21 protein-coding genes and 1 riboswitch are annotated in these 19295 nt (G+C 35.1%); of the genes, 10 read left to right on the top strand and 11 right to left on the bottom strand.

The features are described 5' to 3' along the window. Positions 1-118: 118 nt before the first annotated feature. Positions 119-616, top strand: a complete 498-nt coding sequence (locus tag JNUCC51_RS22310; protein ID WP_337989812.1) for a DUF1062 domain-containing protein — start codon at positions 119-121, stop codon at positions 614-616. A 384-nt stretch (positions 617-1000) separates the two neighbouring features. Then, positions 1001-1828 carry a hypothetical protein gene (locus JNUCC51_RS22315; protein WP_337989813.1) on the top strand — a complete coding sequence of 276 codons (828 nt, stop codon included), beginning with the start codon at positions 1001-1003 and terminating at the stop codon, positions 1826-1828. Between the two features lie 349 nt (positions 1829-2177). Here JNUCC51_RS22315 and JNUCC51_RS22320 read toward each other — a convergent pair whose 3' ends face one another. The 3 genes from JNUCC51_RS22320 to JNUCC51_RS22330 form a co-directional block, all read right to left on the bottom strand. Then, complete coding sequence (locus JNUCC51_RS22320; protein WP_337989814.1) at positions 2178-2564, bottom strand: DUF3021 family protein; 387 nt, start codon at positions 2562-2564, stop codon at positions 2178-2180. A 15-nt stretch (positions 2565-2579) separates the two neighbouring features. Beyond that, positions 2580-3095: a DUF6622 family protein gene (locus tag JNUCC51_RS22325; RefSeq protein ID WP_337989815.1), complete on the bottom strand. Its 516-nt coding sequence runs from the start codon at positions 3093-3095 to the stop codon at positions 2580-2582. Positions 3096-3176: 81 nt separating this feature from the next. Further along, positions 3177-3644, bottom strand: a complete 468-nt coding sequence (locus tag JNUCC51_RS22330) for a LytTR family DNA-binding domain-containing protein (protein WP_337989816.1) — start codon at positions 3642-3644, stop codon at positions 3177-3179. Positions 3645-3915: 271 nt separating this feature from the next. On the opposite strand from JNUCC51_RS22330, the gene JNUCC51_RS22335 reads away from it, so the two are divergent. The 4 genes from JNUCC51_RS22335 to JNUCC51_RS22350 are packed head-to-tail and all read left to right on the top strand — an operon-like array spanning position 3916 to position 6279. Further along, positions 3916-4563, top strand: coding sequence for a copper amine oxidase N-terminal domain-containing protein (locus JNUCC51_RS22335; protein WP_337989817.1), 648 nt, complete (start codon positions 3916-3918; stop codon positions 4561-4563). Between the two features lie 11 nt (positions 4564-4574). After that, the gene (locus JNUCC51_RS22340; RefSeq protein WP_337989818.1) at positions 4575-4817 is read left to right on the top strand and encodes a hypothetical protein; all 243 of its coding nucleotides are present in this window, start codon (positions 4575-4577) and stop codon (positions 4815-4817) included. A gap of 13 nt (positions 4818-4830) precedes the next feature. Further along, complete coding sequence (locus JNUCC51_RS22345) at positions 4831-5730, top strand: FAD:protein FMN transferase (protein WP_337989819.1); 900 nt, start codon at positions 4831-4833, stop codon at positions 5728-5730. After that, on the top strand, positions 5731-6279 hold the full coding sequence (locus JNUCC51_RS22350; RefSeq protein ID WP_337989820.1) for a ferric reductase-like transmembrane domain-containing protein: 549 nt from the start codon (positions 5731-5733) through the stop codon (positions 6277-6279). Positions 6280-6317: 38 nt separating this feature from the next. Here the strand turns inward: JNUCC51_RS22350 and JNUCC51_RS22355 are convergent, their stop codons facing one another. Further along, complete coding sequence (locus JNUCC51_RS22355) at positions 6318-7553, bottom strand: sensor histidine kinase (protein WP_337989821.1); 1236 nt, start codon at positions 7551-7553, stop codon at positions 6318-6320. Beyond that, positions 7553-8224 (bottom strand): response regulator transcription factor, encoded by a 672-nt coding sequence (locus JNUCC51_RS22360; RefSeq protein ID WP_337989822.1) that lies wholly within the window; start codon positions 8222-8224, stop codon positions 7553-7555. Before JNUCC51_RS22360 ends, JNUCC51_RS22355 begins: the two co-directional genes overlap by 1 nt. A 163-nt stretch (positions 8225-8387) precedes the next feature. On the opposite strand from JNUCC51_RS22360, the gene JNUCC51_RS22365 reads away from it, so the two are divergent. After that, on the top strand, positions 8388-9275 hold the full coding sequence (locus tag JNUCC51_RS22365; protein ID WP_337989823.1) for a DMT family transporter: 888 nt from the start codon (positions 8388-8390) through the stop codon (positions 9273-9275). Between the two features lie 36 nt (positions 9276-9311). On the opposite strand, the gene JNUCC51_RS22370 is transcribed toward JNUCC51_RS22365, so the two are convergent. Beyond that, the gene (locus JNUCC51_RS22370) at positions 9312-9998 is read right to left on the bottom strand and encodes an ArsR/SmtB family transcription factor (RefSeq protein ID WP_337989824.1); all 687 of its coding nucleotides are present in this window, start codon (positions 9996-9998) and stop codon (positions 9312-9314) included. Between the two features lie 91 nt (positions 9999-10089). On the opposite strand from JNUCC51_RS22370, the gene JNUCC51_RS22375 reads away from it, so the two are divergent. After that, positions 10090-10401 (top strand): antibiotic biosynthesis monooxygenase family protein, encoded by a 312-nt coding sequence (locus JNUCC51_RS22375; RefSeq protein ID WP_337989825.1) that lies wholly within the window; start codon positions 10090-10092, stop codon positions 10399-10401. 666 nt (positions 10402-11067) lie between these two features. Here the strand turns inward: JNUCC51_RS22375 and JNUCC51_RS22380 are convergent. From JNUCC51_RS22380 to JNUCC51_RS22400, 5 genes are all read right to left on the bottom strand, one after another. Beyond that, entirely contained in the window at positions 11068-12360 is a 1293-nt protein-coding gene (locus tag JNUCC51_RS22380; RefSeq protein WP_337989826.1) for a Na+/H+ antiporter NhaC family protein, read from the bottom strand. Positions 12361-12437: 77 nt separating this feature from the next. Then, positions 12438-12544, bottom strand: a riboswitch (SAM riboswitch). 249 nt (positions 12545-12793) lie between these two features. Further along, positions 12794-13141 carry a hypothetical protein gene (locus JNUCC51_RS22385; RefSeq protein WP_337989827.1) on the bottom strand — a complete coding sequence of 116 codons (348 nt, stop codon included), beginning with the start codon at positions 13139-13141 and terminating at the stop codon, positions 12794-12796. A 30-nt stretch (positions 13142-13171) separates the two neighbouring features. Then, positions 13172-13501: a fluoride efflux transporter CrcB gene (crcB, locus tag JNUCC51_RS22390; RefSeq protein ID WP_049664607.1), complete on the bottom strand. Its 330-nt coding sequence runs from the start codon at positions 13499-13501 to the stop codon at positions 13172-13174. Continuing rightward, positions 13498-13860, bottom strand: a complete 363-nt coding sequence (gene crcB, locus JNUCC51_RS22395) for a fluoride efflux transporter CrcB (RefSeq protein WP_337989828.1) — start codon at positions 13858-13860, stop codon at positions 13498-13500. Before crcB (JNUCC51_RS22395) ends, crcB (JNUCC51_RS22390) begins: the two co-directional genes overlap by 4 nt. A gap of 973 nt (positions 13861-14833) precedes the next feature. Further along, the gene (locus JNUCC51_RS22400) at positions 14834-15259 is read right to left on the bottom strand and encodes a VOC family protein (protein ID WP_337989829.1); all 426 of its coding nucleotides are present in this window, start codon (positions 15257-15259) and stop codon (positions 14834-14836) included. A gap of 561 nt (positions 15260-15820) precedes the next feature. Here JNUCC51_RS22400 and JNUCC51_RS22405 point away from each other — a divergent pair. Both JNUCC51_RS22405 and JNUCC51_RS22410 read left to right on the top strand, forming a co-directional pair. After that, positions 15821-17563 (top strand): ABC transporter ATP-binding protein, encoded by a 1743-nt coding sequence (locus JNUCC51_RS22405; protein ID WP_337989830.1) that lies wholly within the window; start codon positions 15821-15823, stop codon positions 17561-17563. Then, positions 17560-19293 carry an ABC transporter ATP-binding protein gene (locus tag JNUCC51_RS22410; protein ID WP_337989831.1) on the top strand — a complete coding sequence of 578 codons (1734 nt, stop codon included), beginning with the start codon at positions 17560-17562 and terminating at the stop codon, positions 19291-19293. Before JNUCC51_RS22405 ends, JNUCC51_RS22410 begins: the two co-directional genes overlap by 4 nt. Positions 19294-19295 lie beyond the last annotated feature (2 nt).

A 19295-nucleotide genomic window follows, 5' to 3' on the forward strand; every position in this document is an offset into this window, starting at 1 on the left:
GTGAGAGGTCGGGAGTTAATCACTCCCTCCTACTCGATTTATACTATAAATTTTCCATTGTACTACGAAATATCCAAATAGATGCTTGCGTACCTTTATCTTAAGAGGTGAAGGATTAATGTTAAATATTACATTCCGATGGAAGCTTTCTCAAATACCAGAACGAACTGTCAAGAAGCACTGCAAAATGTGTGGGAAATTATCTGTTTTTACGGATACAAATGTACGAAGGCATAACTCAAACGGAAAAAATATATATCAATATGCAATATATAAATGTGAAAAAAATCATACGTGGAATAAAAAGCTTGCTATTTATAAAACGTTTTCAGAGCATGTTACTAAAGTTGAGGAGCAGAAAGAAGAAACTTCATTATTATCTACGATTCCGATAATTAGCTTAGTAGAACAAGGAATAAAGGTGATACACATTGTATTAGACGATGTGATTGGAAAACATCGAATTGATAAAGTGCTTGCAATCCAAATTGAAGATTGGAGTCGATCACAGATCATCAAAAAAATTGAAAAAGGAACGATTCAATTAAATGATCATATCATTAAACCTAGCGCAAAATTGTCCAAGGGTGAACGCATTTCAATTTTCATTGACTAAATAAATTTCTTTCAAGGTCGCAACATGGTGAAGGGAGACATGCCCTACATGGTTGCGACCTTTTTGTTTAAGGAGGGAGAAACTCACATGTTATAAAAAGGGCAACCAATAAAAAAGTTGTATTTTCAGCAACTAAAAAGCTTTATAACTGTATGGTAGCGCCCAACACCTTTAATTGGATTTAAAAACGATGAAACTACGATGATAATTTCACGTCTAATAACCGAATCATAATTTTAGGAGGCGGATAAGTGGATATAATGAATTCTAACAACTTTGATATATCACGGATTAATTAATGACAAAGCTGTTCTTCATGGTTTAAAAATGGAAGATAAAAGGTATTCTTTCCTTGAAGGATAAAAAATAAAAGGGGCCAATGCCATGAAAAAAATAATATTCACCTTCATACTTTTAAGTTTCAGTATAATAAGTGCTTGCACTGATAAAGAAGAATCTGTGCCGAACAAGCAACAAGAAGAACAACAACCGAATGTGCCGAATAAGTCACAAATTGAAGAACATGAATCACATGAAAATCAACAGGCACCGCCCAAAACAAATACGAGAAACACAGTAGCATCTAATACACAGGCTGGGGCACTAAAAAATATTAAGGACCAGCTTAAAACTGATTTACCTATCATTTTACCAATAGGGCTTCCGATAACAAAAGGTTCATTTTTAACGGCAACAACGAATGCAGAAACTAACCAAGTTGAAGTACTGTTTTTTGAAAGTAAAGAGGTTTTACCAATCAATGATATAAAGCTTAAAAATTCACAGACAGCTACGATTATTGCAAGACTAGTAGTAAAGCAATATCCGAATGCTAAAGAAGCAAATGAGCAAATTTCATATCAGAACTTTAGTCAAAATGGTGGTCAAAAGGTTGATCTTGGCTATAACATTAAAGGTTATCAGGATGCTGGAGCTGGTTCGTTATGGACTGGTTGGAATGAGGGAAGATGGGCATTAGCGACACATACACGAACAGAAAATCCAGAAGCGGGCTTGAAGCTTGCTAAACAGGCAGTCCAATTTTTAGAAACACATATGCTTCCTATTCCAAAACAAAATGGTTTTGCACGCTTAGATGTTTATAAATCAGGAAATATAATTGTTTGGCAGGACGAAAAACTTGTCTATACGCTTGATTCAATCAAAGAGCCACTAAAAGCACTTGAAATTGCCACAAGCTTTTACCATTAACGAATTATAGATTTGGCTCTAGAGAGATTAGCCATGACGGATATTTTGTATTAAGACTTTTATTTAACTTCTTTCAACAAGTGTTTTGTGTACCGAAAGCGTAGCGACAGGTACAGAAGACTCCCACCCCTATAGCTTGTGAGATAAATGCGGTTTAAGTCACTTTTCAGCGCGAGTATCCAAACATGTGGTGAAAAAAAGGAACTCAGTCTAAGACGCATCTGTGCGAAAGCGAAGCGACAGCAACACTAACACACGACTGAGTGACCAACATCAATTCTTCTCTTACCTACCATTAGGCTAGCACCCTTCATACGCTTGAGGAAGGAGAATTCTTTCGGTAAATTCGTTAATAATTTCTTATCTGTTTTAGTAAGGAATTGAGTTCATTCGCCTCTTTTTTAGTCTTAGTAAGTGTTATGATCCAAGCAAACAAATAGAGTAATAAAAACCCACCAAGAAAATCTATGCTTAGAAAATGATCTGACCAATTGTTATATAAAGATATAGAAAAGACTACTAGAAACATCATGATAAGATGGATTACTAAAGCAAACAAATAGTTAATTTTTTCAATGTCAAAAATGATTGTAAAAATACCTGCGCATGCTGAGATTATTAACACACTAATAATCTCAGCTTCTGAAGAAATGATATTTTTTCTCGATAGTAAAACTATCATATAAATAAATGCACCAGTGCCTAAACCTGTAAATAGTCTATTTTTTAATTGCAACGAAATGCCTTCCTCTCAAAATAAGATAGGTTTGTTTAATTCCTTTTGTACATAATTTGTATAAAGAATTCCCCCGAAGAAAAGTCCTATAGATAGTCCACTTATGGCAGAATAAATGATATTAAATGAAATGTCAGTATAAAATGATGGCGAGATACCTAAAGTTACATTTAAGAGATACTTCACCAAAAAATTTATTAGGATAATGATTAATGGAAGATAGCACTTCTTTCTGATGATTATTGATTCCTGTTTGAAGAAAATTTGATATTTTTTATACAACAAATAACCAATTAAAGTTCCAGGAAAAATGAAAATGAAATAGCTTAATAAACAATATTCTAAGTGCGGAAATTGAGTGATTATTTTTTCAAATCCCCATAGCATAAATATGAATGGAACTAAAAACATTTTAGATAAATTAATTGGTCTTTCCTGGGAAATAGCGATACCTCGTTTTATTAAAATAAATAATAATATCCACACCCATAGTGGCGTTCCTAAAAGTACTTCTTTAATAATGTTATACATTCTTTATTGCCTCCTTTGATGTTATTCATAATGGCACCAAAGAGGAAATAAAGAAATACGTATAGACATATGTGGTAAAAATCAATACATAAGTGGATTTTTGGAATATTTTGTGAGTATCTTTTTCAAAGAAGATACATATTTTCTTGACACAATTACTTTCTCTTCATTAGAGAGAATTGCTTCAAGATTTCCATTAGGTTTAACCGAAAATTTATTTATAAAATGAATATTGATAATGACAGTTTTTGAGATTCTGATGAAGTTATTGGGAAGATCATGTTCTAATTTGTATAAAGGGCTTTTTATTTCAAAAATACTTTCATTTGTGTAAATAAACATTTTTCGTTCAAGATATTCTAAATAAATTATATTGGAATAAGATATTTTTTCTTGTTCGTTTTTCGATGTAGAATTTGCTATTAAATAGTTATCAGTGCTTTTTTCAAGAGTTGATACGATATCTTGAATAAAGGACGTTACTTTGTGAATGTTAAATGTACATGATTCTTCTTTAAGTTTTTCAATAATTTTAATGTTAACCTTCATTTAAGGTATATATTCCTTTCAAAAATTGAGTGTTAGAAATTTAAAGTGAATATAAAGAGTATATCAAAAGTTACTTTAAATTTTTTAATTGTAGGATAGTTTTTACCAAGATAATGTCAAAACAATAATAGATTTATGAAATAAGCCATTTCTAAGCAGAGAAATCTGACCGTAGAAATGGCTTTTGTTGTATGTAAAAATTTATTTGATAAATTCAGTCTCGTATCATTTTTAAAACCTACAATGAAGTCAAAGGAAAGGAGTGTTGTAGATGAAGATGAAAAAAATAAGTCTTGTTCTAGTTCTCATATTGGCAAGTTTCATAACAAATGACGTAGTCGTACATGCAGATGACCATGAACATGAAGATGAAAAACATGAAAAGTATAAAGAATATAAGGACTATAAAGACGACGATGATGACGATGAGAAATATTACGATGACGATGAAGAAGAAGGTGAAACTTACTACTTTCAAGACGCTGTAAGTGAAAAAGGTACTTGGAATATTTGGACACGAACAGTTGCTGTAGATAAAGAAGTGCTACCTTTCACAAGCTCTCAAAAGGTTACGTTAAAGGTAGAAGGTACAAAGAAGGAGCTGAGCATTTTTGTTATACCAAAAGATGGGGAATTTTTTGTGCCAGGAAAAGCAGTAGCGCAGGCTTTAGGAGCAAAAGTAACCTTTTATAAAGAAAGTAAAATTTTAGCCATCCAAGATCAATCAAATGAATTAATTTACCGTGCTGGTACTAACGTTGTTTATGATAACAATGTGAAAACACCATCTCCTGCACAAGCATTTTATGTAAATGAAGAGTTATATGTACCTATTAGTACAATAACAAATGGCTTAGGTTATATAGTAGAGTGGCAAGAAAATTATCAAACATTTGTATGCCAGCCAATTACAAATTAGGGGGAAGCACTATGAAAGATTCAAAAAAGGCAAAATGGGTTTTAGGTGCGTCAGGGATACTTTTATCCGCATCGTTATTAACCCAAATTAACAGCCCAACAGAAGCCGAAACTACACGTACAAATAATATTCAGGAAGTAGATCAGAAAAATATGACGAAAAAAGAAAAAGAACTAGTACAACTGGATTGGACAAACTTTGAAATTACAAGTCAACCTGCTGTCAAAAGCGAGCGCAAAACGAAAAGAACTTAATGGGGTTGATCTTATGGAAACACTAACTTTACAAATAATGAACACTGAATTTTATATTGCTATGCCAAAAGATGTTGATTTCGTATGGAAAGAAAAAGCAGAGAAATGGCTTCAATACGTAGCAAAAGAATGGTCAAGATTTCAAGCAAATAATGAATTATCACAACTTAATGATTTAGAAATTGGAGAAACGCTACGCATTAATTCGTTACTTTATGATTGTTTAGTGCAAGCGGATAAACATTATCAACTTTCCAATGGTTTATTCTCACCGTTTCTTAAACGCCATTTAGAACAGCATGGCTACATTCAATCTTTCCCATTTGATGTAGCTAAAAGTAAGGCATTTCAAAACAAACCTCTAATTGCAGATCAACCATTTCAATTTCTAGGCGATGAGCAAGTGATGAAGGTAGCACCGGAGGAAATTGATTTGGGTGGATTTGCCAAAGGGTATGCCATTGAAAAATTGGCGAATTGGCTTGAAGAAGAGGTATCTCCTAATTTCGGACTAATAGACGGGGGAGGGGATATGAAAATGTGGTCATCTGGGGAAAAAACTTGGACAATCGGTGTTGCAGATGCCTGGGATAGCGACAAGGAAATTAGCTCGATTAAGCTGAAAACAGGTGCTATTGCTACATCTAATCGAGTTTATCGAAGCTGGATGCATGGAACCACGAAGAAACATCATTTATTAAACGGACAAACAGGTGAAATCGCCAATACGGAAGTATTACAAGCTTCAGTTGTAACGTCCTCTTTATGTGATGCAGAGGTTGGTGCAAAACTGTGCTTTCTTATGGATGAGGGTGAATTGCAGCAATGGTTCGAAAATAATTGTCAACAAAGTGCTCGCTTTATTGTAAAAGAAGGGCAAGCATCAAATTGGATGATGACGGGGGTGAAATAAATGATCATCAGTACGTGGGAATGGATTCGATTATTAGGGTTTTTAGCGTATTTTTACTTCACAATTTCCATTATATTTGGTTTGTTGAGAAAATCATCATTCGTCAAATCCCATAAAAATTTAATTTACCATATCCATCAAAATGCGGGATGGCTAGGATTAATCACCGTAATAGCGCATATGTTAGTCCTTTTAATCGATCAATATGAGCCTTATAGTATAATAGGGATTTTAATTCCATTCTCTGCTAAATATCAGTCTCTTCCATCGGCACTTGGAACAATAGCATTTTATTTATTTTTAATGGTAATCATGACATCAGATTTATGGATTCGAACAATGAATCGCTCGTTATGGAAAAAGCTACACTTTCTTGTGTTACCAGCATGGGTATTATCATTTGCTCATGGAGTGCTAATTGGAACGGATACAGAAAATACATTAATTATCATGTTTTATGTAGTTTCTGGGGGAATTATGATGTTAGTGCTAGTAGCGAGAACAATAAGCCAGTTCATGAAAAGAGAACATTTCAACGTCACACAATAATTAAAAGGAAACGGGGCTGTTATAAAAAGCCCCGTTTCTTATATAGGAAATTCAATATGAAATGTAGTTCCTTGATCTACTTTACTTGTCGCATAAATTGTTCCATCATGTTGCTCCACTATTGCTTTTGCTATGGCAAGACCTAAGCCAGTGCCGTTGCGTTGACGAGCCGCATCACTTCGGTAAAATCGCTCAAAGACTAAAGGTAATTCCTGTTCAGTCATACCCACGCCGCTATCAGCAACAGTAATTTTTACAGAATCTCTATTTTTTAAAAGGGTCAGTGTTATTGCTCCATTATTTGTATATCGTATCGCATTGTCTAATAGAATATAGAGCAGCTCTTGTATCTTTGAAGCATCACCAAGCAGCTCGATGTTTTCTTGAATTTCGGAAGAAAACTGTATCTCAGGAGGCATAATCCTTTGGAATTTCGTGCTCACTTTTTTGAGTAAAGTTGATAACTGTATAAGTTCTTTTTGAATGGAGACCTGCTGCTGATCGTGTCGTGCTAAGAACAGAAGTTTCTCTATAAGTTCTTTCATTATTTCAGACTCATCTTTTAAATCTGCAATCAATTCTTTTCCAAAAGGGCTTAATTGCTTAGCTTCCTCAGCTTCTAATATTTCAAGTGAACTATAAAAAATACTTAGTGGTGTTCTTAATTCATGAGATGCATCGGATACGAATTTTTTTTGTTTATCGAACGACCATTGAATAGGTACCATCGCTTTACCAGCCATATAATAAGCCAGTAGACCGATTAAGACCGTTGAAATACAAGTTAATAATATTAGTAAATACTTTGTCATTTGGAAAAAATGATGCTGCGACGTCACAGATTTACCAACGAAAATATAGCCTGCTACAGTATCATTGTTGAGAATTGGCTTTTTTAGAAGTAGAAAATGTTCTTCCTGCCATTCGTAATGCTGTATGAGCTTCTCATCTGGATTCCTATTGCCAAACGCTTTTTCAAGCTGATTTTTCAGTCCCTTGAAAGATTCGTCACCATGGACAAACTTATGATCCTTAGTGTAAATATAGTAAAAAAAACTGCGATTTGGATCATAGCTTAAAGTTTTAGTGTTGGCATTAACATGTTCAAAGAAATCGTGCTCCTGCTTACCATAAAAGTCTTCTAATTCGTTTATTTGTTGATTTTCCATTAATTTTACTAGGGAAAAGTATAGAACAATAACGAATAGTGAAAATAACAATAAGTAAAGCGTTGCATACAAAAAGGATAATTTTTTTTTCGTTTTATGAAACATTAGTCTTCCCTCAGTTTATAGCCAATCCCTCTAACATTTTGAATACGTGATTTGGATTGACCATCATCAATTTTTTTTCGAACAAGCTTGACTAAAGCATCTAAGGAATTATTCGAAACATCGTAATCGTAGCCCCAAATATAAATACAAATTTGTTCTCTAGTTAGTACACGACCTTTATTAATAAATAAATACTCCAAAAGTAAAAATTCATTTTTAGTTAGATCAATACTTTCATTATTGTACAAAAACACACGAGAATCTACATTCAGCTGTAATTGATCGATCTGGATAACCTGTTCTATCACTTTATCTTTTCTTCGTAGTAACGCGCGAACTCTAGCTAACAATTCCTCTATTTTAAAGGGCTTTACTATGTAATCATCTGCGCCACTATCAAGACCTTTAATAATGTCTTCTGTATCGTCCCTCGCTGTTAGCATTAATATACTACCATTGAACCCAGTGTTTCGAAGCTGCTGGCAAACTTGAATTCCACTAAGGTGCGGCATCATCCAATCTAAAATAACAAGATCATATTGCTCCGTATGTGTATGGTCTAGCGCTTCCTGGCCATTCTCCGCTTCAGTCACATGGTGAAATTCTTTCTTTAAAATATGAACGATATTTCTTCTTAACCGTGCATCATCTTCTGCTAGTAATATTTTCAAGGCAGCTTCCTCCTATTTACAATATTCAACTAAGTATACGCTAAAAAAATGAAATGAAACTGAAAAAAGTTCCTTCCTCCGCTATATGTATTCCATAGTTCGATAAGAGTTGAAGTTTTTCCTATCTATAATGTTCTTAAATATAGAAATAGGGGGACAAATAATGAATATTTATAAATTTACAGTATTGTTAGTTTTAACGACATTTTTAATGGGATCTTCATTTGCCATTGTTAAATTGGGATTGCCTTATGCATCACCACTATTATTGGCTGCACTTCGCTTTATACTTGCAGGGATAATGATGGCTGTCGTCGTGTTCGCGTTAAGACCTCATCCAACTTCAAAAGAAGGCTGGATGAAAATTTTAACTATTGGAGCATTTCAAACTGCGGGTGTGATGGGCTGTATTTTTTTAAGCCTACGGACGATTACAGCAAGCGAATCCTCTATTCTAACATTTACGAATCCTTTGCTTGTCGTCATATTTGCTACAATATTTACGAAAGCGCGTTACCGATTGTATCAATGGTGTGGTGTTTTCTTGGGGCTAATTGGTGTTACGATTACAATGGGTATGCAGATTGAAGGGGAAATCGGAATTCTTTTTGGTATTCTGTCAGCTGTTTTTTGGGCAATTGCGACACTACTGGCTAAAAAATGGGGTGTTTTATTTGATACATGGGTGCTATCTGCCTATCAAATGCTTTTTGGTGGTTTATTACTTTTATTGGCAAGTTTCGTGTTAGAACAACCATTTTTTACTGTGTATGTTCATTCAGTTTTCATTTTATTATGGCTTAGCATTTTCTCGTCAATTGTGCAATTTGCCGGCTGGTATTATCTTTTACAAAATAGTGATCCTGGAAAAACGAGTGCCTTTTTGTTTTTAGCTCCTTTTTTCGGCGTGATAACAGGCTGGATATTATTAGATGAACCATTTAAGCCATCGTTAGTCGTAGGAGGGCTGTTTATAATTGTTGGTATTTACTTAGTGAACCGTAATTTTACAACTAACGCTAAAAAAATATCCGCGGAGAGTCGAGTATAGACTATCCGCGGAAAGAAGACAGCGCCCTGTGCCCGATTATATATCTAACTGAAAAACTTCTTTAAAGCCAGTGCTTCCTTTTTCGGTAACTTTAATGGCACGAATAGACGGGACACGAGTCACCCAACCCAAACTTAATAAATGTGCAAGTATCCCTTGACCAAGAGCACCAGCTAGATGATAACGTCGTTCACTCCAATCCAAACATGCAGGGGAAAAAGATCGTCGCTTTCTTTTTAAATCATCTAAATCAAGACCGAAATCTGTAAGAAATTGTGCGCCTTCAGAGGTTATAAGAAACTGTTTTTCTTCTAGTTTTAAATAACCTGCGTTAAGCAATGATTCTGTTAATTGAACACCTAGTTTACCAGCTAAATGGTCATAGCAAGTTCTTGCACCCTGTAATAATTTCATTTGGCTAGATTGTTTTAAAGAGCGTACCTCGGGTGGAGGAGAAATCGCTAAAAAAGATTCTAGTAAATGAGCAATTTCTTCGTCTGCTAATTGAAAATATCGATGACGGCCTTGTTTCTCTACTTTAACAAGTTTACCATCTACTAACTTTGCAAGATGAAAGCTAGCAGTCTGAGGCTTAATAGCTGCCATATAAGCTAATTCACTGGCAGTATGAAAACGACCATCCATCATACTAGCAAGCATCGTAGCCCTAGAAGTTTCTCCAAGAAGCGAAGCGATTTCAGCCATATTTGGATTAATACCCATTCGTCACAACCCTTTCTGCATTTCATATTTCGATTTTCGTATAAGTATTTATCGTTTACAATAATACATAAAAAGGTGGGAGTAAATAGCTATGAAAACATATTATGCCGTAATTTTCACATCACAAAGAACAGACGAGGATGGAGAAGGCTATGCCAAAATGGCAGAAGTAATGGATGAACTAGCACAAAAACAGCCCGGTTTTATCCGTGTAGAAAGCTCCAGAAATGCTGAAGGGAAGGGCATTACTGTATCCTATTGGGAATCACTAGAGGCTATTCATGCGTGGAGAGAAAATTCAAAACATCTAGTTGCACAGCAATTCGGAAAAGAAAAATGGTACATGCAATATAATGTGGAAATTTGTGAAGTTATAAAAGATTATTCTTTTATAAAGAATTGAAAGTATCAATATGATGATTTTTTACCATGGAAAAACGTTAATTACATAAGCGTTTTATGCGATTAAAAACTAATAATATCAAAATCTTATGAACATTATAGTATCATGAAATCATCACTGAACTAATATGGAGAAAAGTTACCTACGATCAATAAAGGCTTATACAAGAATGTCATCTCGTTTTAAATAGTTTATCTATTACTGAATTAGTTATAGTAAAAAGGGCATATAACAATAAAAACATCCAGATAAAGTTCAAATGAAAATCTTCAACTATATAAATTAAGAGTCCAACAATTACTGCGATTATTAAAGATTTATATACTGTGCTCATTCATCAAGACCTACCTTTTCTAAAAGTATTAAATTTTATTACCAATTATTTTACATCAACCCCTTGGAAATTCCGAATATAATTATCAAACAAACAATACGGAACCGTATTCAGCTCATGGAGAAAGAGAGAGGGATTAACCCCTGACCTCTCATACCACTGTAAGTACGGTTCCGTATAGGACGGTTCAAATCAGATAATTAACGTAACGCAGGTGTTCATAACGTTCTTACAGAATTACCCCAAATAAAAAATCCAATCGTTTTGATTAATCTTTTCTCAAAACGATTGGATTATTTTAATGTAATATCAATATTATTTAAGTGATGAAATCAGGCTGTCTTTTTTGCTGGGTATCCGATAAGGATAGCGATGATTCCGCAAATTCCAATAAGGATTGGATAGAAAGAGTATTGTAGCATGCTCACTGGCGATATGCCGGCTACACTTGCGGCTGCCAGGAATTGGGCTCCGTATGGAAGAATGCCTTGGATCGTACAAGAGAAAATATCTAATATACTTGCGGACTTTCTCGGCTCAATCTCATACTGATCAGCAATATTTTTTGCAAGCGGACCAGCAATTAAAATTGCAATCGTATTGTTGGCAGTAGATAAATTAGTTAAGCCCACTAGGCCAGCAATGCCAAATTCAGCACCCTTTTTCGATTTAATTCTTCGTGTCGCAAGGTGAAGTAGAAAGTCAATTCCTCCATTAAACTTAATAACCTCAACCATTCCAGCTATTAATATTGCTAGGAATGCCATTTCATACATGCCTGCCATTCCTTCGCCAATCTTTTGGAAAAGGCTCATTAATTGATAGCTGCCATCCGCTAAACCAACAGCCCCAGCGAGAACAATCCCAGTTGCTAGAACAAGGAAAACATTCATTCCAGCTAACGCTAAAATAATAACCAAAACATAGGGAACAATTTTTATCCAACTATAACTTAAATGCTCAACTTGTCCCGTTTCACCCATTGTGATAACCCCTAAAATAATGCTCGTTACAATAGCGGCCGGCAACACAATCCAAAAATTAACCTTAAATTTATCCTTCATTTGTGCGCCCTGTGAGCGAACGGCAGTAATTGTTGTATCTGAAATAAAAGATAAATTATCACCGAACATCGAACCACCAACAATCGCTGCCATTACTAAAGCCATAGGAAGGTCGATATGCCCGCTAATCCCAACTCCAATTGGCGCTAGTGCAACAATCGTTCCTACCGATGTACCCATTGATAGGGAGATAAAGCAGGCAATAATGAACAAGCCTACGACAAGCAGGTTTGGCGGAACGACCGATAAAGCAAAGTTAACAGTGGAATCCACTGCCCCCATACCTTTCGCTACTTCTGAAAAGGCCCCAGCCAAAAGAAAAATAATAACCATCAGCATGACATTTAAATTTCCTGCGCCTTTGCAAAAAATATCAACCTTTTGCGCAAACGATTCTTTTCGATTCATCGCAAGAGCCACAGCGCCTGAAATGGAAATGGCTACAATGACAGGGAAGGCGTAAAAATCACCTGTAATAACACCTGAACCAATAAATAAAATCAAAAAAACAACAAATGGGATGAGCGCCCATGGATTTTCTTTCTTCATGTCTACCTCCAAAAAATGTCTATTCTTTTTTACGAAAAAAGGCCTCTTCTTGTGATAACAAGAAGAGGCCTTATATTTATAAAACACTCCTCTTATCTATCAAGCCTTTGCCTGCTGGATTTGGCACAGTAACTTATTCATAAGTTCCGCTGCCGAGATTTCATTGGGCCAGTCCCTCCATCTCTCTTGATAAGAAGCAAATATATTATTTTTTTTCACAATAATAAATATTATAATAAAAAACCGATATTTGCAACATATTTTTATTCGAATTTTGTTTTAAAGCTATATTCAGAAAAATTTATTGAGGAAAATTGAACATGTAACAAGGGTCAGAGGAAATGTAATTTTTAGTACGGTTGTGAAAACTTAATATAACAATTGAAGGGGGATTTAAAAGAAGTGTTGCAACTTAAAAGGAGGCGCCCTTTAAAATGGAGAGCGCCTAAAACATTTGTGGTAAAAATTCGTTCATAAAGCGTTGATTTTTACGCAGCCATATTTTTAAAATCATACGATGCGTTAGAAGTCGTTGTCTTTTATGTGGTCTAGACTTTGCCTCTATCAAACTTTGTAGTAGAATACATGTTTCTGTTGCGAATGCTTGTGGGTCAACGAGGACATCAAGTTTATAATCAATTAACTGAGCTGCTTGAACCTTTGCAAGCAATTGTGCAAAACGTGTATTCATTTCTGGAAAGTTTTCTTCTAGTTCTAGGTTGATTAAAGTATTTAGTGTTTGTTCAATTTCAGCTTCGAGCGCTTTTAATTGTTCGATGGAAGGCTGTGTCAAAAAATCACCTCTAGTTTCTCATAAATGCTGCTACACAAGGAAAAAGCCAAGTGCTGCGAAAAGTAAACCGAATAAAACTGTAGTGCATATATAAATAATCGCTTGTCTCCATTTTTTTTGCTCTAATAGTTGCAAACATTCAAAACCAAATGTTGAAAAGGTCGTATAGGCTCCTAAAAATCCAAGCCCTATAAAATGCCAAATCCAATCACTTGGATGTAATGCAAATAGAAAGCCAAGGGCAAAAGAACCTGTTATATTAATAAAAAATGTTGCCCATGGGTATGTATGGACAATCAATTTTCCAAGATAAAATCTTGTTAGTGCACCCAAAAATCCACCGATACCAATAATTATCATACGATGCGCCCCTTTGCAAGCTTAAATCCTAGCCAAGCACAAGCTAAACCGCCAAATACACTCACTAAAATATAAAGAACGGCTTGTAGCCATTTACTATCCTGTAAAAGTAATAGCGTTTCTAATGAGAATGTCGAAAAGGTTGTAAAGGCACCAAAAAAGCCAGTACCAATTCCTAAAATAATAGGAGTACGCTTTGTAAACGTTGTAAATAGCCATGCTAAACAAAAGCAACCAATTAAGTTTATGCAAAGTGTTGCAAATGGAAAACCACCGTTATTTGAAAGTGCTAGACCAAGGCTATATCGACAAATGGCTCCCAAAAATCCGCCAATTCCAACAGCTAAAAATGATTTCAAAGTAAAGACTCCTTATTAAATTTCTATATTAAAAAGTGTATCATGAGATACCCACTTTAGATATATTTCTATAGTTATATGGATTCAAATATATCAAAGAGAGATCAAATTTAAAATGACATGATTTTTTTATTATATTTTACTCCGTTTTACCAGCCTTGATTCAAATGTTTTCTTCTAAAATACTATTTTAGTAAACTATCGATTTAGAAAAATATATTTCTTATATTTCCTGTCAAATTACTTCGTAGTTAATGTCCCTATATCATCTCTTAATATGTATATATCTAACAAGGAGGAGAAGCTCTTTAGTAATCAAACACTATTACACCGTTGACTGAAAATCTGATAACGGTTAATCCGTTATGCGGAAAGCCCGTTAACGGAAAAACTGCCACTACTAATTCATAAATTACTAAATAATAATTATTATTGTTATAGGGCTGGGGCCTTAGAAAGCACACAGTAAAATTCAAAACAGTAAACGACGTTTCAACTTATATTCAACTTGCTAAGGACGGAGATTGTGGCATTGGCATATTACTAGTACACCGATAGTTGTTATAGTGAGCAAAAATCTCTATATTTGCTATTCGCGAGAGGAAAGTCTAGTTAGATAACAGGTTGCTGCTTGGATAACTCCCTTTTTTTGGCTAGCGACGGTTAGCGGTTCTTTGTTTTTTTGTGAAGTGGACGATAAATTTAAGTTAGGTGATAAATTTAGAAGCTGGTTGATAAATTTAGAAAGTTGGTTGATAAATTTAGAAAGTTGGTTGATAAATTAAAAAAGTTAGTTGATAAATTAAAAAAGTTGAGCAATAAATTGAAGTTAGGCGACAAATCAGAGATTTGTTCCGATAAATCTCAAGATTGTTCCGATAAATCGATTTGGACCCTATCGAACTGGCTTTGTTCGATAGGGTCTTCCAGAACTTATCAGCAGGTGTCCAAACATCCGCTGAAATAGTGGAAGCTATAATTGATCTTTAACATTGTCAATGACAGTATCAAAGTCTTTATTGGTATCGACACTTTCCGTTATTGTAAAAACATAACCATCTGGATCTTCTAAAGTTAATTCTTTTGCATTCCAAGGTTGAACTGTCGGTTGTTGAATAATATTCGTTTTATTATCTAGTGCTGCTTGATAAATACTGTTAATATCACTAGAGAATAAATTAATAATGACTGAGTCAGAGGTGCTGACTTCTTTAGCCTGTAATAACATCAAATCTTGGTACTTTGTTCCTCTCAAATGTGTCATTGAAGTTGTTCCGTTAGCATCTGGAAAATCAAATACTGAATTGAAATTTAGTACGTTAGCATACCATTCCTTTGACTTTTCAATATTTCTTACTTTTAGCTTTACAAATAAGGGCATTTGATAAAATTCATGCATGTTTATTTCCTCCTTTAGGTTAATACAAACTAACCATAAAGGTTTACGTGACGTTAAAGTCAATACAAATAGTTGTAGTTTTTAATTCTAAATTTTAGTTCTTACTTATCGTCCCCATATTTTCACTTTTAGCAATTCGATACTTTAAAGCGTTAATTATTTCCTGAAAAATGTAAAAAATAACAGTGAGCTGGTTGACAAATATTTCTAAAGTGTGATAATCTTCAATAACACTATAACAATCTTAAGTAAAGGAGGGCATGACGATGTTAATTTTATCAGTATCATATCAAAGTACAACTGCATACATTGTCCATGTCTTCTAACATTTTTATTTTTCGTTGTAAATAAATGGCATGGGTAACTCCTGGCCTTTTATGAAGAGACACATGCTCTTTTTTGGGGTATGTGTCTTTTTTGTTGCAAAAAAGGGTTGTAGTGACAACAAAAAAGGAGTGCATGTGTATGCGAAACAAAGTACAAAAAATGATTTTCATCAAGATATTTATGGATAGTGGGTAGCACAGCTTTAACAGCACTAGAGAAAGAAGGTTATAATGTATGTTTGATGTTTTAAGTAAATTAAGTTGGTTTTTTAAAAAATACTGGAAGCAATATACTGTAGCTGTTGTGCTATTAATGATAGCAAGTGGCTTAGAAGTTGTTCCACCGTATTTACTAGGGTCAATTATTGATATATTGACTGCTGGAGAAATGACACCAGCTCTTTTAACGAAGTATGTTTTGATTTTTGTGTGTATCATGATTGGGGGCTATGTCCTTAATTTTGTGTGGCAATTCAGATTATTTGAAGGGGCCATTAACCTAGAGAAAATTTTACGTCGAAACCTTATGGAGCATTTTTTGCGCATGACACCGACGTTTTATGAGAAAAACCGTACCGGAGATTTAATGGCACGTGCGACGAATGATTTAAACGCAGTGTCGCTGACTGCTGGATTCGGGATTATGACATTGATTGATTCCACAATCTATATGGGCTTTATTATTTTTGCCATGGGTTTTATGATTTCGTGGAAGCTTACTTTTTTTGCAATGCTGCCAGTGCCGATCATGGCCATCCTTATTCAATATTTAGGGAAAATTGTGCATGAACGCTATATGAAGGCGCAGGATGCTTTTGGTGAGCTTAATGATAGTGTTCTAGAGTCGGTTGCAGGTGTGCGAGTTGTACGGGCATATGTACAAGAAAAAAAGGACGAAACAAATTTTGCGGAGATGAGCGAGATTGTATATGAAAAAAATATGCATACCGCAAAAATTAACGCATTATTCGGGCCGATTACGAAGGTCGGTACTGGAATTAGTTATGTTGTAGCGCTTGGCTATGGTGCTCATCTAGTGGCGGCTGATGCTATGACAGTTGGGCAGCTTGTAACGTTCAATGTTTACTTGGGGCTAGCAGTTTGGCCAATTTTTGCAATTGGGGAACTTATAAATGTGATGCAGCAAGGTAATGCTTCTCTTGATCGTGTACAAGAAACGCTAAACTACGAGGCAGATGTTCGGAATATTTCGAATCCGCGAACGATTGCGACACCGAATGCGATTGGCTTTGATGATTTAACATTTCAATATCCGATGAGTCAGGTAAAAAACCTCCAGGAAATTTCGTTGTCGTTGAAAAAGGGGCAAACACTTGGGATTGTTGGTAAAACAGGAGCGGGTAAAACGACCTTCCTACGACAATTATTACGCGAGTATCCAATTGGTGAGGGGCAGCTATCGATTGATGGAGTCGATATTACTGCACAAACGAAGGAGCAGTTACTTGACTGGATTGGCTATGTTCCACAGGATCATGTTCTATTCTCACGGACTATTCGTGAAAATATTTTATTTGGGAAAGAAGATGCTACACAGGCTGAATTGCAACAGGCGATTCGTGCAGCATACTTTGAAAAGGATTTAAAAAATTTACCAATGGGCCTTGAAACACTTGTTGGTGAAAAGGGTGTATCTCTTTCAGGTGGTCAAAAGCAACGTGTTTCAATTGCGCGTGCGCTTATTAAAGACCCTGAAATTTTAATGCTTGATGACTCGCTTTCTGCTGTAGACGCCAAAACAGAGGCAAGAATTATTGAAAATATACAGCGAGAACGACAAGATAAAACGACGATTATTACAACGCATCGTTTATCAGGAATTCAGCACGCCGATTTAATTATCGTGCTAGATGAAGGCCAAATTGTAGAGCAGGGAACACATGAGCAGCTTCTTGCACAACAAGGATGGTATAAAGAGCAATTTGACCGTCAGCAGCTAGAAGGAGGTGCCTCATGAGTACGAGTCAACGTTTAACGCGCTATGCAATGTATTTTAAAAAACCGATACTACTTGGACTATTTTTCTTAACAATCGCCGTCTTTACGGAGCTTGTTGGGCCTTTTATTGCGAAGCATATCATTGATAATTACATGACAATTGGCCGCATTGAATTAAAACCAATTACTTGGCTATTAGTTGTATATTTACTTTTAGCAATAGCTACAGCTGTTTTACGCTATTTTATGTACATCTACTTACAAATGGGTGCCAACCGTGTTGTACAAAAATTACGTAAGGATGTATTTGAGCATATTCAAACATTGCCAATTCAATATTTCGATAATTTACCAGCAGGGAAAATTGTAGCCCGTGTAACGAATGATACCGAGGCTGTTCGAAATTTATATGTTCAAGTACTTTCAAACTTCGTTACGAGTTTAATTTCTATTGTGGGTGTTTATATCGCACTTTTCATTTTAAATTGGAAAATGGCATTCCTAGCATTGGCTATGGTACCAGTCGTTTATTTATGGATGATTTTATATCGTAAAGTTGCCTCGAAATATAATGATGTTATTAGAACGAAAATTGCCGATATTAACGCAATGATTAATGAATCGATTCAAGGGATGACGATTATTCAAGCATTCCGTCGTGAGCAGCAAATGACGAAGGAATTTGATGACATGAATAATGAGCATTATGCATATGAACGTAAGCTGCTCTTCCTTGATTCTGCAACATCTTTCAACCTTGTTAATACATTAAGACTTCTTATGTTTACGATCTTTATTTTTTACTTTGGTACACAATCATTTACGGCAACGGAAGTTATTTCTGCAGGGACATTATATGCCTTTGTCGATTATTTAACGAGATTATTTAATCCTATAACGAATATCGTCAATCAATTTTCTCAGCTAGAGCGCTCACTTGTTGCAGGAAAGCGTGTCTTTGAGGTGTTAGATATTAATGGGGAGCCAGTATCTGAAAAAAGTTTACCTAGATATAAAGGAAATGTGGTGTTCGAAGATGTTTCCTTTGCTTATAAAAATGATGATTACGTATTGAAAAACCTTTCATTTGAAGCACACCAAGGTGAAACCATTGCCTTAGTAGGTCATACAGGATCTGGGAAAAGTTCTATTATGAACTTATTGTTCCGTTTCTATGACCCATCTAAAGGAAAAATTACGATTGATGGAATTGATATCACTTCTGTCCCTCGTCAAACAATGCGTGAACATATGGGTATTGTTCTACAGGACCCATACTTATTTACAGGTACTATTGCTTCAAACGTTAGCCTGAACAATCCTAAAATTTCACGAGAGAAAATAGAAACCTCATTAAAGGCAGTTGGTGGGGAACGTGTTTTGGCGAACTTGCCAAATGGCTATGATGAGCCTGTTATTGAGAAGGGGAGCACATTGTCATCTGGACAGCGTCAGTTAATTTCCTTTGCGCGTGCCCTTGCCTTTGACCCAGCTATTTTAATTTTAGATGAGGCTACTTCTAATATAGATACGGAAACAGAGGAAATTATTCAGCATGCGATGGATGTCCTGAAAAAAGGACGTACAACTTTCATTATCGCTCACCGACTTTCTACTATTAAAAATGCAGATCGTATTCTTGTCTTAGATCGAGGTAAGATTGTTGAGCGTGGTACACATGATGAGCTATTAGCACAAGGTGGCATTTACGAAAAAATGTATCAAATGCAGGCGAATTCATTGCAATAATA

Source organism: Lysinibacillus sp. JNUCC 51 (assembly GCF_015999525.1).
In the GTDB taxonomy this organism is placed as follows: Bacteria; Bacillota; Bacilli; order Bacillales_A; family Planococcaceae; genus Lysinibacillus; species Lysinibacillus xylanilyticus.